This is a genomic window from Billgrantia montanilacus, assembly GCF_003336675.1.
GTDB lineage: Bacteria > Pseudomonadota > Gammaproteobacteria > Pseudomonadales > Halomonadaceae > Halomonas > Halomonas montanilacus.
In genome coordinates, this window is sequence record NZ_QPII01000001.1 from 579271 (window position 1) to 594169 (window position 14899).

The 14899-nt window shown below is 62.4% G+C and carries 12 protein-coding genes and 1 rRNA gene; 9 read left to right on the forward strand and 4 right to left on the reverse strand.

Annotated features, from left to right (window positions below):
• Positions 1–109: 109 nt before the first annotated feature.
• On the forward strand, positions 110–1219 hold the full coding sequence (locus tag DU505_RS02625) for an AI-2E family transporter (RefSeq protein ID WP_114477424.1): 1110 nt from the start codon (positions 110–112) through the stop codon (positions 1217–1219).
• Between the two features lie 114 nt (positions 1220–1333).
• Here the strand turns inward: DU505_RS02625 and trxA are convergent, their stop codons facing one another.
• Positions 1334–1657, reverse strand: a complete 324-nt coding sequence (gene trxA, locus DU505_RS02630; RefSeq protein ID WP_043515801.1) for a thioredoxin — start codon at positions 1655–1657, stop codon at positions 1334–1336.
• A gap of 253 nt (positions 1658–1910) precedes the next feature.
• On the opposite strand from trxA, the gene cysB reads away from it, so the two are divergent.
• The gene (gene cysB / locus DU505_RS02635; protein ID WP_114477425.1) at positions 1911–2882 is read left to right on the forward strand and encodes an HTH-type transcriptional regulator CysB; all 972 of its coding nucleotides are present in this window, start codon (positions 1911–1913) and stop codon (positions 2880–2882) included.
• A 24-nt stretch (positions 2883–2906) separates the two neighbouring features.
• On the opposite strand, the gene DU505_RS02640 is transcribed toward cysB, so the two are convergent.
• Together DU505_RS02640 and pabB are read right to left on the reverse strand one after the other, a co-directional pair.
• Positions 2907–3527, reverse strand: coding sequence for a phosphoadenosine phosphosulfate reductase domain-containing protein (locus tag DU505_RS02640; protein WP_114477426.1), 621 nt, complete (start codon positions 3525–3527; stop codon positions 2907–2909).
• A 115-nt stretch (positions 3528–3642) separates the two neighbouring features.
• Positions 3643–5016 carry an aminodeoxychorismate synthase component I gene (gene pabB, locus DU505_RS02645; protein WP_114477427.1) on the reverse strand — a complete coding sequence of 458 codons (1374 nt, stop codon included), beginning with the start codon at positions 5014–5016 and terminating at the stop codon, positions 3643–3645.
• Positions 5017–5253: 237 nt separating this feature from the next.
• On the opposite strand from pabB, the gene DU505_RS02650 reads away from it, so the two are divergent.
• The 6 genes from DU505_RS02650 to prpD all read left to right on the forward strand — a co-directional run bounded on the left by DU505_RS02650 (position 5254) and on the right by prpD (position 13797).
• Complete coding sequence (locus tag DU505_RS02650; protein WP_114477428.1) at positions 5254–5964, forward strand: GntR family transcriptional regulator; 711 nt, start codon at positions 5254–5256, stop codon at positions 5962–5964.
• A gap of 56 nt (positions 5965–6020) precedes the next feature.
• The gene (gene prpB / locus DU505_RS02655; protein ID WP_114477429.1) at positions 6021–6905 is read left to right on the forward strand and encodes a methylisocitrate lyase; all 885 of its coding nucleotides are present in this window, start codon (positions 6021–6023) and stop codon (positions 6903–6905) included.
• Between the two features lie 123 nt (positions 6906–7028).
• Complete coding sequence (prpC, locus tag DU505_RS02660) at positions 7029–8156, forward strand: bifunctional 2-methylcitrate synthase/citrate synthase (protein WP_114477430.1); 1128 nt, start codon at positions 7029–7031, stop codon at positions 8154–8156.
• A 100-nt stretch (positions 8157–8256) separates the two neighbouring features.
• Positions 8257–10872, forward strand: coding sequence for a Fe/S-dependent 2-methylisocitrate dehydratase AcnD (gene acnD / locus DU505_RS02665; protein WP_114477468.1), 2616 nt, complete (start codon positions 8257–8259; stop codon positions 10870–10872).
• A gap of 92 nt (positions 10873–10964) precedes the next feature.
• Entirely contained in the window at positions 10965–12170 is a 1206-nt protein-coding gene (gene prpF, locus DU505_RS02670; protein WP_114477431.1) for a 2-methylaconitate cis-trans isomerase PrpF, read from the forward strand.
• A gap of 142 nt (positions 12171–12312) precedes the next feature.
• Positions 12313–13797 (forward strand): 2-methylcitrate dehydratase, encoded by a 1485-nt coding sequence (gene prpD, locus DU505_RS02675; protein WP_114477432.1) that lies wholly within the window; start codon positions 12313–12315, stop codon positions 13795–13797.
• Positions 13798–13877: 80 nt separating this feature from the next.
• Here the strand turns inward: prpD and DU505_RS02680 are convergent, their stop codons facing one another.
• Positions 13878–14084, reverse strand: a complete 207-nt coding sequence (locus DU505_RS02680; protein ID WP_114477433.1) for a hypothetical protein — start codon at positions 14082–14084, stop codon at positions 13878–13880.
• A gap of 604 nt (positions 14085–14688) precedes the next feature.
• Here DU505_RS02680 and DU505_RS02685 point away from each other — a divergent pair.
• Positions 14689–14899: ribosomal RNA gene (locus tag DU505_RS02685) — 16S ribosomal RNA — on the forward strand; the annotation flags it as partial.

The following is a 14899-nucleotide window of genomic DNA, read 5'->3' on the forward strand; positions in this document are numbered from 1 at the left end:
TTTCTTTGAAGGCCCAGGGATTATCGAGGGGCGGTTTGGCGAACGCGGCATTTGTGTCACCGCCCCGCACGCGCCATGATGAGTATCACACGCGAGACAGGGACGTGACATGCTCCGCCGTAATAATGATGCGCACTACAGCTATCCTCTCACGCTGACAGTGGCGCTGGCCGCACTAGTGATCATCATAGCCGGCATAAGGGCGGGAGCCGACCTGATCGTGCCACTGCTGCTGGCGCTGTTCATAGCGGTGGTGTGTACCTCTCCGGTGAACTGGCTGCATCGCTGGGGTATCGGTCTCCGCCTCGCGGTTCTGATCACCCTGCTGGTAATTGGCGCCTTCCTCTCCCTGGTCGGGCTGTTGGTGGTCAACACCTTCGGCACCTTCACGCAAGCGTTGCCCGGCATCGAGTCGCGCCTCTACGAGCGCTATCTGGATCTTCTCGACACCATGGCTTCCATGGGGCTTGCGATCGACCCCGAAATGCTGGCAGAGCTGGTCGATGTCGAGGATGGTAGCGCGTGGTTCCCGACCCTGCTGGGCGGCCTGGGGAACCTGCTGGTGCAGAGCATCGTGGTGGCACTGCTGGTCATCTTCATGCTGTACGAGACGCTGAATTTTCGCGACAAGGTTTTCCTTGCCCTGGACGACCCCGCGCCCAGTCTCCGGCGTTTCCAGGAGTTCAGCCAGACCCTCAAGCGCTACCTGGCCGTCAAGACAGTGATCAGCCTGGTGACCGGCGCGTTGGCCTGGCTGGCCTGCATGGTGATGGGTGTGGACTTTCCGCTGCTATGGGGTGTGTTGGCCTTCGCGCTGAATTTCATTCCCAATATCGGCTCGGCTCTCGCCGCCATACCGCCGGTCCTGCTGTTGCTGATATCCCAGCACGGTGGGCTGCTGGACGCCTTCGGACTGGCAATGGCCTATCTGGTCATCAACTTCGTCCTCGGCAACCTGGTGGAGCCTCGCCTGATGGGGCGGGCGCTGGGCCTGTCGACCCTGGTGGCGTTTCTGTCGCTGGTGGTATGGGGGTGGGCGCTGGGGGTGGTGGGAATGCTGCTGTCGGTTGTGCTGACCATGACACTGAAAATTGCGCTGGATAGCCATCCCGAGACACGCTGGATCGCCCACCTGCTGGGGCCGGGGAGGGAGCCGATCGGCCCGGGGGTTGTCGGAAACATCGAGCGGAGTGCTTCCGATCGCGATGACCGTACCTGATGATCTTACTTGATGACCTTGCCTGAGCCGCGATACCAGAGCGACCTTGCGTGAGTCAGAAACGATTCGCCCCGGTCAGGGCCGGGGCGAAGGAGGAGTCTTGGCCTCTTTGAATCAGGCGTTCTGATCGATGAACTGTGCCAGCTGCGACTTGGATTGGGCACCGACCAGTGAAGCGACCTTGGAGCCCGACTTGAACAGCATCACGGTAGGCACGCCACGAACACCCTGTTCGGCGGCAATTTCGGGGGCGTCGTCCACGTTAATACTGACTACCTTGAGATTGCCGGAACGCTCCTCGGCAACCTCGTCGATCACCGGTGCCATGACTTTACAGGGGCCGCACCACGGGGCCCAGAACTTCAGCAGCACGGGTTGATCTGCCTTCAGGACTTCCTGCTCGAAGTTGGCATTGGTGACATCGACGTTATTGGCCATGTGGTTCTCCAGTTACGTTGCGCTGCATCGAGCGGGTCGAAATGACACGCCAGGGGCGTGCCCGGTCGGCTGATGTTAGCGGCCGACCGGGTCGCTGGCAAATGGGAAGTGAAACGTCATGCTCTGCCGGTTCCGTTGACAATGGGGGCTTGGGCGGGGTGGTTTTCTTTTATGCGATTTAGTGCTTACATGGTGCTGTTTTATTCGCGGTTGTGTAATGGCCCGTCGGGCGGTACAGGGGGAGAGGTCCACCATGAAACTGCAGCAACTGCGCTATGTCTGGGAAGTGACCCGCCACAATCTCAATGTCTCGGCCACGGCCCAGAGCCTCTATACCTCTCAGCCGGGGATCTCCAAGCAGATCCGGCTGCTGGAAGATGAGCTGGGGGTCGAGATATTTGCCCGCAGTGGCAAGCATCTGACGCGGGTGACTCCGGCAGGGCAGGCCATTGTCGACCTGGCTGGCCAGGTGTTACGGCTGGCCGAGAACATCAAGCAGGTGGCCCAGGAGCACAGTGACGAGCGGCGCGGTAGCCTCTCCATTGCCACGACTCACACCCAGGCTCGCTATGCGCTTCCGCCGGTCATCGGCGAGTTCACTCGCAAGTACCCGGACGTGGCGCTGCACATGCAGCAGGGCACGCCCAAGCAGATCGCCCAGATGGTCAGCGATGGCCAGGCCGACTTCGCCATCTGTACCGAGGCGCTCGAGCTGTTCAATGATCTGATCCTGCTGCCTTGCTATCGCTGGAACCGCTGTGTGCTGGTGCCACGCGACCATCCTTTGGCCGAAGCCGGCGAACTGACCCTGGAGCGCCTGGCCGAGCAGCCGTTGGTGACCTACGTCTTCGGCTTCACCGGCCGTTCCCAGCTGGACGATGCCTTCCGGGCCAAGGGGCTCTCTCCCAATGTGGTACTGACGGCGGCCGATGCCGATGTGATCAAGACCTATGTCCGCCTGGGTCTCGGTGTCGGCATCGTGGCGCACATGGCGGTCGACCCCGAGCTGGACGACGATCTGGTCGCGCTAGAAGCCAATCACCTGTTCGAGAGTTCCGTCACCAAGATCGGCATTCGCCGCGGGACCTTCATGCGCGGCTACATGTATGACTTCGTCAAGGGGTTTGCCGATCATCTCGAGCGGGACCTGGTCGATGCCGCGCTGGCCGCGGGGCCCCGCCACGAGGATGGGCTGTTCAGGGATATCGAGTTACCGACGCGCTAGCTCCCCGCTACGGCAAGGCACCCTTCAATGCTGCAGGTGCAGGCCGCATTCGCGTTTTTCGTCCACCTTGGTGGGATCGAAATAGTCGAAGTTGTCGGGCAGGTCATGGTCCAGTAGATAGTTGTACATGTCCTTGGCGCTCCAGTGCAGCAACGGCGATACCTTCAACAGGCCATCGGCGTTGCGACTGACGGGGGCCATGAGAGCCCGCTCGGGGGTGTCCTCGGCTCGCAGCGCGGTGAACCACACATCCGGGGCCATTTCGCTCAATGCTCGCTCGAAGGGTTCCAGCTTCACTTCTTGAGTAAAGGCCTCGTGACGCGGGTCTTCGATGCCCGGCATCGGGCCTTCCACGGCTTCTCGGTGGGCCCGGGTGCGTCGCGGCAGGTAGCTAACCAGATTGAGGTCGAGGCGCTTGACCAGTTCATCGGCAAAGCGATAGGTCGCCTCTGTGTTGTAGCCGTTGTCCATCCAGACGATGGGAATCGATGGCATGTGGCGCGTCACCATATGCAGGATGACGGCTTCGAAGGGGCGAAAGTTGGTGGTGCAGATGGGCCGCTTGCCCTGTTCCAGAGCCCATCGAATGAGTGCATCGGGCTCGTTGCCGAGTTCGGTATTGATCACGTCGAGAGGTGAGGCCATGGGAGACTCCAATGTCTTTGAGTGCCGTTGGCCACACCCTACCAAAGCCTGCAGATTCGTCCCCAATACCATTTCATTGGATGGATATATCCAAAAGATCAAAAAGTCGTGCTTGTTATTCCAAGTCGTGCTGAGGCTCGGTGGCAGTCAGCGCTGTCATCAAGTGCCGAATCTTGTCCAGCGTCTCGGTGTACTCATCATTCACGTCGGAGTCCGCCACCAGCCCGCCACCGCCCCATAGATGCAGCCTGTCGACATCGGCCACCGCGGTGCGAATGGCGATGGATGTGTCCATGCGCCCGCGAACATCCACATAGCCCAGGCTGCCGCAGTAGACGCTGCGCCTGCTGGGTTCCAGCTCATCGATGATCTGCATGGCGCGTACCTTGGGTGCCCCGGTAATCGAGCCGCCGGGAAAAGCCGCTGCCAGCAGGTCGAGCGGGCGCTTTCCGGCTGCCAGTTCGCCACACACGATGCTGACCAGGTGGTGGACGTTGGCGTAGCTCTCCAACCCGCAGAGCTGGGGGACCCTGACGCTGCCCGGGCGGCATACCCGACCCAGGTCGTTGCGTAGCAGGTCGACGATCATCACGTTCTCGGCGCGGTCCTTGAGGCTGATGGAGAGTGCCTCGGCCAGGCGGCGGTCCTCCTCCGGCGTCGCTCCGCGTGGGCGGGTGCCCTTGATCGGCCGGGTCTCGACGAGGCCCTCTTCATCGCACAGCAGGAAGCGTTCGGGCGAGAGCGACAGGATGGCTTGCTCATCCCAGGCCAGATAGCCGGAAAAGGGGGTCGGTGTGGCACGTCGAAGCCGCTGGTAGGCCTCCCACAGGTCGCCGGCGAAGGGCGCGCTGAAGCGCTGGGCCAGGTTGATCTGATAGCAGTCACCGGCGTGAATATACTCCTGAACGGCGGCAAATCGCCGTGCATAGCCTTCACGGTCGAGTTCGCCTTCGAAGGGTGCCAGTAGCCGGAACCGGCCTCCCGATACCGGCAGTGCTTCGAGCCACTCCATGATCTGGCCCCGGCGCTGAGCACTGGCGACCAGCCAGGTTTCACCGGCGTCATGATCCTGGATGAGCGCCCAGTCATAGAGGCCGACGCGGCTGGCCGGCAGGTCCACGACCTGCTGTGAACGGCCCCCGACGGGCTCCAGGCAGCGGCCCAGGTCATAGCCCCAGTAGCCTATCAATCCCCCGAGAAAGGGCAGGTCGCTGTCGGGAAGCTCAAGCGCGAGGCTATCCAGCAGGGCCTGCTGGGCGGAGAACGGGTCTTCCTTTTCCATGCCTTCGACGCCGCCGCTCAGGCGCCCCCGGTCGTCGGCCGAGAGCACCGTCAGCGGGTCGCTGCTCATGATGTCATAGCGCCCGCCCGGAGCAATGGGGCGCCCGCTGTCCAGCAGTACGGCTCCCGGACGCTGGCGCAGGGCGGAGAAGTAACCCAGCGGATCGTCACGGTAGGGTAGCGGGGTGATCTCGAGTCGTGTGGTCATTGCCGGCGCCTTTCGGAACAGGCGACCCATTCTAGGGTTCAGGCGGCGTTTTGTCCCATAGCGTGATGCAACGCCGCTGGGTATTGCCATCAACGCAGGCATTGATTGTCGACAGTCCGGCGGGGATGGCCTCGTTTGTCTACAACCAAAGACGTAGCATGTTGGGCTTATCGCGTGGTTGACCGGGGCGCAGGCAATGTCTAAAGTCTCTTCATCATTTAATTGTCGACAATTGCCATGAACTCAATCGTACCGGAACAGACCGCACCCGAGGTTCGCACCCTGGCCGAACGGGTCTTCCATGAGCTGCAGGATGCCATCGTGCGTGGCGAGCTGGCCCCGGGCAGCAAGATAACCGAGCCGGGCCTGTCCAAGACCTACGGTATCTCCCGTGGTCCGCTGCGCGAGGCCATGCGACGCCTGGAGGCGCACCGTCTCATCGAGCGTGTGCCCCATGTCGGCGCCCGGGTGGTCAAGCTGTCGATGAAGGAGCTGCTTGAGCTGTTCGACGTGCGCGAGGCGCTCGAGAGCATGGCAGCGCGCCTGGCCGCGGAACACATGAGCGCCGAGGAGATTGCGGGCCTGCGCGAGGTGCTGGCGCTGCATGAACGTCAGGCCGACCTCAAGAGCGGGGAGGCCTACTATCAGCGCGAAGGCGACCTGGACTTTCATTACCGTATCGTCCTTGGCAGCCACAATCGCATGTTGATGACGATGCTGTGCGATGACCTCTATTACCTGGTGAGGCTTTACCGCACCCAGTTCAGCGCCAGTGGGACACGCCCTCATCGCGCCTTCGTCGAACACCACCGAATCGTCGATGCCATCGAGGCCGGGGATGCCGAGCTGGCCGAGCTGCTGATGCGCCGCCATGTCAGTGCCTCGCGGGCGAATGTGGTCGACCGTTACGCCGAGGTTCTCACGCAGCAAACCGAGGAGACCACCTGAGGTTTGCTGGACATATCCCGACATCGACCGATCAAGAAACATAGAGGAGCCATGCCATGACCCGATCCACTCCCGGTGCGCGTTTCCGTGCCGCCCTGGAAGCCAGCCGGCCGTTGCCGATCGTCGGCACCATCAATGCCTATACCGCCATGATGGCCGAGCGGGTGGGTCATCAGGCCATCTACCTCTCCGGCGGTGGCGTGGCGAATGCTTCCTTCGGTCTGCCCGACCTGGGCATGACCACCATGAACGACGTGGTGGCGGATGCCCACCGCATCTGCGGGGCCACGGACCTGCCGCTGCTGGTGGATATCGATACCGGCTGGGGGGGCGCCTTCAACATCGCCCGTACCGTCAAGGAGATGCAGCGTGCCGGTGTCGCCGCCGTGCATATCGAGGACCAGGTAGCCCAGAAACGCTGCGGCCACCGTCCCAACAAGGCGATCGTCTCCCAGGAGGAGATGGTGGACCGCGTCAAGGCGGCCGCCGACGCGAAGGTCGATCCGGATTTCTACCTGATCGCCCGCACCGACGCCTTCCAGAAGGATGGCCTGGATGCGGCCATCGAGCGGGCCAGCGCCTGTATCGAAGCCGGTGCCGATGCCATCTTCGCCGAAGCGGTGCACACCCTGGATGACTACCGTGCCTTCTGCGAGCGGGTCGATGCGCCGATCCTGGCCAACATCACCGAATTCGGCGCCACGCCCCTGTTCAGCCAGCAGGAGCTCGGCGAGGTGGGCTGTCGCATGGTGCTCTATCCGCTGTCGGCGTTCCGCGCCATGAACGCCGCTGCGCTGAAGGTCTACCAGAGCATCCACGACAACGGTCACCAGCGCGATGTGGTCGAGCTGATGCAGACCCGTGACGAGCTCTACGACTTCCTCAATTATCACAGCTTCGAGCAGAAGCTGGACGCGCTGTTCGAGAAGGGCGGCGAGTGAAGGGAGCGACATAGCAAGGCGAAGCATCCCGGTGGCGTCGCACAGAGGCTCGGTTCCCGGCCGGGTGGCGTGGCGCCCATCACATATAAAAGACGCAAGACCGACTAATACAGGAGACGCGACATGTCAGATAAACCCGTCAGCAGTACCGGCCTGCGCGGCCAGAGCGCCGGCACCACGGCACTGTGCACCGTCGGCAAGACCGGCTCGGGCCTGACCTACCGTGGCTTTGACGTCAAGGAACTGGCCGAGAAGGCGCGCTTCGAGGAAGTGGCCTACCTGCTGCTCAAGGGCAAGCTGCCGAACCAGGCCGAACTCGATGCCTATATCACCAAGCTCAAGGGCCTGCGTGGCCTGCCTCAGGCGCTCAAGGCCGTGCTCGAGCAGATTCCGGCCAATGCGCATCCTATGGATGTGATGCGTACCGGTGCTTCCATGCTCGGCAACCTCGAGACCGAAGAGAGCTTCGACGAGCAGCAGGATGTTTCCGATCGCCTGCTGGCGGTGCTGCCCTCGATCATCTGCTATTGGTATCGCTATTCCCACGATGGGGTGCGCATCGAGACCGAGACCGACGACGAGTCGGTGGGTGCCCACTTCCTCCACCTGCTGCGTGGCGAAGCGCCTTCCGAACTGCACGCCCGGGTGATGAACGTCTCGCTGATCCTCTATGCCGAGCATGAGTTCAATGCCTCGACCTTCACCGCCCGCGTCTGCGCCTCGACCCTCTCCGACATGCACTCCTGTGTGACCGGCGCCATCGGTTCGCTGCGCGGTCCCCTGCATGGCGGTGCCAACGAGGCGGCCATGGCCATGATCGAGGACTGGAAATCGCCGGAAGAGGCCGAGCGCGAGATCATGGGCATGCTCGAGCGCCGTGAGAAGATCATGGGCTTCGGGCACGCGATCTACCGCGAGTCCGATCCGCGCAATGCCATCATCAAGGAGTGGTCGGAGAAGCTGGCCCAGGACGTGGGTGACAGCGTGCTCTATCCGGTATCAGTGCGCGTCGAGGAAGTCATGTGGCGTGAGAAGAAGCTGTTCTGCAACGCCGATTTCTTCCATGCCAGCGCTTATCACTTCATGGACATCCCCACCAAGCTGTTCACGCCGATCTTCGTCTGCTCGCGCGTGACCGGCTGGTGCGCGCATGTCTTCGAACAGCGGGCCAACAACCGGATCATCCGTCCCAGTGCTGATTATGTCGGCCCCGAGAAGAGCGAGTGGGTGCCGATCGAACAGCGCGACTGATCCATTATCGCCTGCGGCGGCTGCCTGGCAGCCGCCTTCTCCTCTCAAGCCGGGGAGGGTGGCTGCGCCCTCCCGTGCCCTTCGACGGATGCCCGACGCCATGAATACCGACTATCGCAAACCCCTGCCCGGCACTGACCTGGATTATTTTGACGTGCGCGCCGCCGTCGATGCGATCCAGCCTGGTGCCTATGACACGCTGCCCTACACTTCGCGGGTGCTGGCCGAAAACCTGGTGCGTCGCTGCGACCCCGCGATGCTGACGGATTCGCTGAAGCAGTTGATCGAGCGCAAGCGCGATCTGGATTTTCCCTGGTATCCGGCCCGGGTGGTGTGCCATGACATCCTCGGCCAGACGGCGCTCGTCGACCTGGCCGGCCTGCGCGATGCCATTGCCGCCAAGGGTGGCGACCCGGCCAAGGTCAACCCGGTAGTGCCGACCCAACTGATCGTCGACCACTCGCTGGCCGTGGAGCATGCCGGTTTCGAGAGGGATGCCTTCGAGAAGAACCGAGCCATTGAGGATCGGCGCAACGACGACCGCTTCCACTTCATCAACTGGACCAAGACCGCATTCGAGAATGTCGATGTGATCCCCCCCGGCAACGGCATCATGCACCAGATCAACCTGGAGAAGATGTCGCCGGTGGTTCAGGTTCGCTCCGACGAGAAGGGAAAGCGTGTCGCCTTCGTCGATACCTGTGTCGGTACCGACAGCCACACGCCAATGGTCGATGCCCTGGGCGTGATCTCCGTCGGTGTGGGTGGCCTGGAAGCCGAGAGCGTGATGCTGGGGCGTGCCTCCTACATGCGTCTACCGGATATCATCGGTGTCGAACTGACCGGCAAGCTGCAGCCGGGCATCACCAGTACCGACATGGTACTGGCGCTGACCGAGTTCCTGCGTCGCGAGCGGGTGGTGGGTGCCTACCTGGAGTTCTACGGTGAAGGGGCCTCGAGCCTGACCGTGGGCGACCGGGCCACCATCTCCAACATGACACCGGAATACGGCGCCACCGCCGCCATGTTCTATATCGATGAACAGACCATCGACTACCTCAGGCTGACCGGTCGCGAGGACGACCAGGTCGCCCTGGTGGAGCGCTTCGCCAAGGAGACCGGCCTGTGGGCGGACAGTCTGGAAAAGGCTGAATATGAGCGGGTATTGACCTTCGACCTCTCCTCGGTACCCCGTACCCTGGCCGGCCCCTCCAACCCCCATGCCCTGTTGCCCACCTCGGAACTGGCGTCCCGTGGCATCAGCGGCACGGTGGAAAACGAGGAGGGCAAGATGCCCGATGGGGCGGTGATCATCGCTGCCATCACCAGCTGCACCAACACCAGCAACCCGCGCAACATGGTGGCCGCGGGCCTGATCGCCCGTAACGCCAACAAGCTGGGGCTGACCCGCAAGCCTTGGGTGAAGTCCTCCCTGGCGCCGGGCTCCAAGACGGTCAAGATGTACCTGGAAGAGGCCAGGCTGTTGCCTGAGCTGGAAGATCTCGGCTTCGGCGTGGTGGCCTTTGCCTGCACCACCTGCAACGGCATGAGCGGCGCCTTGGACCCGGTGATCCAGCAGGAAATCGTCGATCGCGACCTCTATGCCACGGCGGTGCTGTCGGGTAACCGCAACTTCGACGGCCGGATCCACCCCTATGCCAAGCAGGCCTTCCTGGCTTCGCCGCCGCTGGTGGTGGCCTATGCCATTGCAGGCACCATTCGCTTCGACATCGAGAAGGACGCGCTGGGCTTCGACCAGGATGGCAATCCCATCACGCTGAAGGATATCTGGCCCAGCGACGAAGAGATCGATGCCATCGTCAAGGCCAGCGTGAAGCCCGAGCAGTTCCGCGAAACCTATATCCCGATGTTCGATGTGGACAAGGGCGCGCGGGCCCAGGTGAGCCCGCTCTACGACTGGCGGCCCCAGAGCACCTATATCCGTCGACCGCCCTACTGGGAGGGTGCCCTGGCCGGCGAGCTTTCGCTCAAGGGCATGCGTCCCCTGGCGGTACTCGGCGACAACATCACCACCGATCACCTGTCGCCGTCGAATGCCATCATGATGGACAGCGCGGCGGGTGAGTACCTGCACAAGATGGGCGTGCCGGAGGAGGACTTCAACTCCTACGCCACCCATCGGGGCGACCACCTCACGGCTCAGCGTGCCACCTTCGCTAATCCCAAGCTGCTCAACGAGATGGTGCAGGAGAACGGTGCGGTGAAGCAGGGGTCGCTGGCGCGGGTCGAGCCGGAAGGCAAGGTCACCCGCATGTGGGAGGCGATCGAGACCTACATGGAGCGCAAGCAGCCACTAATCATCATCGCCGGTGCCGACTACGGCCAGGGCTCTTCCCGTGACTGGGCGGCCAAGGGCGTGCGTCTGGCCGGGGTGGAGGCCATTGCCGCGGAAGGCTTCGAGCGTATTCACCGCACCAACCTGATCGGCATGGGGGTGCTGCCGCTGCAGTTCGAGGCGGGCACCACGCGCAAGACGCTGGCTATCGACGGCACCGAGACCTTCGATGTGGTGGGCGAACCGAGGCCCCGTGCCACCCTGGCGCTGGTGATCAACCGCAGGAACGGCGAGCGCGTGGAAGTGCCGGTGACCTGCCGTCTCGATACCGCCGAGGAGCTCTCGATCTTCGAGGCCGGCGGCGTGCTGCAGCGCTTCGCCAAGGACTTCCTCGAGTCCGAGGTCGAAGCGGTCGGCTGAGCGTTGACAGTCTGACGGACCCTATCGACCCGGCCCCAAACAAGGTCCGGGTCGATCTGTCTCTACCTCATTTTCTCAAGGAAGCGCTGTTCATGGCACATGCTCCCCAGGCTCATGTTTCACAGATCCGAATCCCCGCCACCTATATGCGTGGAGGTACCAGCAAGGGGGTGTTCTTTCGCCTGCAGGATCTCCCCGAAGTGGCCCAGGTCCCCGGTGCGGCGCGGGACAGGCTCTTGATGCGGGTGATCGGCAGCCCCGATCCCTACCAGAAGCAGATCGACGGTATGGGTGCGGCGACCTCCAGTACCAGCAAGACGGTGATCCTGTCGAAGAGCACCCAGCCGGACCACGATGTCGACTACCTGTTCGGCCAGGTCTCCATCGACAAGGCTTTCGTCGACTGGAGCGGCAATTGCGGGAACCTGTCGGCGGCGGTGGGGCCCTTCGCCATCAGCAACGGCCTGGTGGACCCGGCGCGAATACCGCACAACGGCATCGCCACGGTGCGCATCTGGCAGGCCAATATTCGCAAGACCATCATCGCTGAGGTACCGATGACCGACGGCGCCGTGCAGGAGACCGGTGACTTCGAACTCGACGGCGTCACCTTTCCGGCGGCGGAGGTGCCGGTGGCGTTCATGGACCCGGCCGACGGTGAAGGCGCGATGTTCCCCACCGGCAACCTGGTGGACGATCTCGAGGTGCCGGCTGATGTGGTGAAAGGGGGCGTACTGAAGGCCACCCTGATCAACGCCGGCATCCCGACCATCTTCATCAACGCGGAAGCCATCGGCTACACCGGCAATGAGTTGCAGGACGCCATCAACGGTGATCCCGATGCGCTGGCGATGTTCGAGACGATTCGCGCCCATGGCGCGGTGCGCATGGGGCTCATCCAGCATATCGACGAGGCAGCCAGTCGTCAGCACACGCCCAAGGTGGCCTTCGTCGCCAAGCCGGTGGACTACATCGCCTCCAGCGGCAAGGCGGTCAAGGCCAGCGATGTGGATTTGCTGGTGCGTGCGCTCTCCATGGGCAAGCTGCACCACGCCATGATGGGCACGGCCGCCGTTGCCATCGGTGCCGCCGCGGCGATACCGGGAACGCTGGTCAACCTTGCGGCGGGCGGCGGGGATCGCACCTCGGTGCACTTCGGCCACCCCTCGGGCACCCTGCGGGTTGGCGCCGAAGCCACGCGCGTGGGCAACGATTGGGCGGTGACCAAGGCGATCATGAGCCGCAGTGCACGGGTGCTGATGGAAGGCCATATACGGGTGCCCGGCGACAGCTTCTAGAAAAGCATGGACTTTTATTGCTGAAAGACTTCATTCAAGTACGCCCCGGGTCGCAGGACCCGGGGCGTTTTCTATAGTGAAGACAAGAGTGAAGGAAAGAATTGGTGAAGGCATGGGTTCAACGTCGAAACAGGAGACCATCATGAGCAGCACCGTGGAAGCCAATGTGCGCCCGGACTACGACATCGAGCTGCAGAAAATTGCCGACTATGTTCTCGACTACCGGGTCGATAGCGCCGAAGCCTGGGATACGGCCCGCAACTGCCTGATGGACACGCTGGGCTGTGGTCTGTTGGCCCTTCGCTTCCCGGAGTGCACCAAACACCTGGGCCCGCTCGTCGAAGGGACCATGGTGCCCCACGGCGCTCGGGTGCCCGGCACATCCTTTCGCCTCGACCCGGTAAAGGCAGCCTGGGATATCGGCTGCATCGTGCGCTGGCTCGACTATAACGATACCTGGTTGGCCGCCGAGTGGGGTCACCCCTCCGACAACCTGGGAGGCATCCTGGCGGTGGCGGATCATCTCTCCCAGAAACGAGTTTCCATGGGAGAGGCGCCGCTGACCATGCGCGACGTACTCGAAGCGATGATCATGGCCCATGAGATCCAGGGGGTCCTGGCACTGGATAACTCGTTCAACCGCGTTGGCCTCGACCATGTGGTGCTGGTCAAGGTGGCCTCGACTGCCGTGACGGCCAGGATGATGGGTGCCGATCGGGAACAGATACTCTCCGCACTGTCCCACGCCTGGGTCGATGGCCAGAGCCTGCGTACCTATCGTCATGCCCCCAACGCCGGGTCGCGAAAGAGCTGGGCGGCCGGTGACGCCACGTCTCGCGGGGTGCGCCTGGCCGATATCGCTCTGCGCGGCGAGATGGGCGTGCCGGGAGCACTGTCCGCCCCGCAGTGGGGTTTCTATGACGTGTTGTTCAGCCATACCAACAAGGACCTGGCGACCAAGCCGGAAGGGGAGCGCACGTTTTCCTTCCAGCGTGACTTCGGCAGCTATGTCATGGAAAACGTGCTGTTCAAGATTTCCTTCCCGGCCGAATTCCATGCCCAGACCGCCTGCGAAGCCGCCGTGACCCTGCATCCTCAAGTGAAGGATCGGCTGGGTGAGATCGACAGGATCGTACTGACCACACACGATTCGGCGATCCGCATCATCTCCAAGTCCGGCGCGCTGGCAAACCCGGCCGACCGTGACCACTGCCTGCAATACATGACCGCAGTGCCGCTCGCCTTCGGTAGCCTGGTGGCCGAGCACTACGAGGACGACTTCCACGCGGCGCATCCCATCATCGACGAGCTGCGCGCCTTGATGGAAGTGGTCGAGGACCCGCGTTATTCGCGTGACTACCACGATCCCGACAAGCGCTCGATTGCCAACGCCATCCAGGTCTTCTTCAAGGATGGCAGTGCCACCGACAAGGTCGAGGTCGAGTACCCGATCGGTCACCGCCGCCGTCGCTCCGAAGGCATTACCGTGCTGGAGGAGAAGTTCAGGCGCAATCTGGCCACGCGGTTCCCCCCGGGGCGTACCGCTCGGATATTTGAGCTGTGCCGCGACCAGCCTCGGCTTGAAAAGACCGCGGTGCATCAGTTCGTTGACCTGTGGGTGATCTAGGCAAACACTGTACAAATGCCTGCGCGTGCGAATCACTGCGTTGCGCGGTGCTGGTGCGCCAGCCCGGTCGAAATCCTCACCTATACCCCATAGGCTCCGGTTGACTCGCAGCCTTCGGCTTCTCGCCCCTTCGGGGCCAGCCTACGGCTGTTTGTCGCTTCGCTCGGTTCTGTGCTCCGTGCGCCTTGCGCTTCCTCTCGCTCGTCAATTTGTTCAGCGTTTCCCGAAGCGGCAATGCTGCTGCGCTGTATTTCTGCCGGGTCGTCGTTGGACTTGATGATGGTCATGGAAGGCTCCGGCAGAGTGGGCTATAGTTTTTTGACGGCCAGGGGTTGTGCGCGGCTCCGGTAATGAGTAAAGTACGCATCCGCTGCCGGCAACGGGCAAACGTTACCGGCGGTGGAAGTGGAAAAAGTGCTTGTTTCTGTTTGGTTTTTTCGAATCGGCTAACGCGATTCGCGATTGACAGAAGCGCCGGAGACGGTAGAATGCACGCCACGCTGAAGGCAGCCGGCAGGGCCGGCGCTTCGCAGCAGGCTCACCCCGGTGACGGCCGCGAAGAGAGTTGACAAACTCAGCCACTTCAGTAGAATACGCCTTCCTCGCAGGGCGCTGGCGAGGCCGCTGACAGAGTCAGCCGCCACGACAGCAAGCGAGACGCTCCGCTCTTCATGGTGTGCTTTGAAGAGAGTGGGAGCCGCTCTTTAACAATCGATCAGGTAATTCATGTGGGCGCTTGTCGATGAGGTGGTGAGAAGTCACACCATTTCAAGGCAAGCGACTCGTCGAAGACCTTCGGGTCTTTTTGAGAAGCTTTGACCTTGAGCCAAGATTGGTTCGCTTTCAGCTGTTGCCTTCGGGTGGTGGCTGAGCAAGAACCGCAATGATTTGAAACTGAAGAGTTTGATCATGGCTCAGATTGAACGCTGGCGGCAGGCTTAACACATGCAAGTCGAGCGGTAACAGGTCCAGCTTGCTGGATGCTGACGAGCGGCGGACGGGTGAGTAATGCATAGGAATCTGCCCGGTAGTGGGGGATAACCTGGGGAAACCCAGGCTAATACCGCATACGCCCTACGGGGGAAAGCAGGGGCTCTTCGGA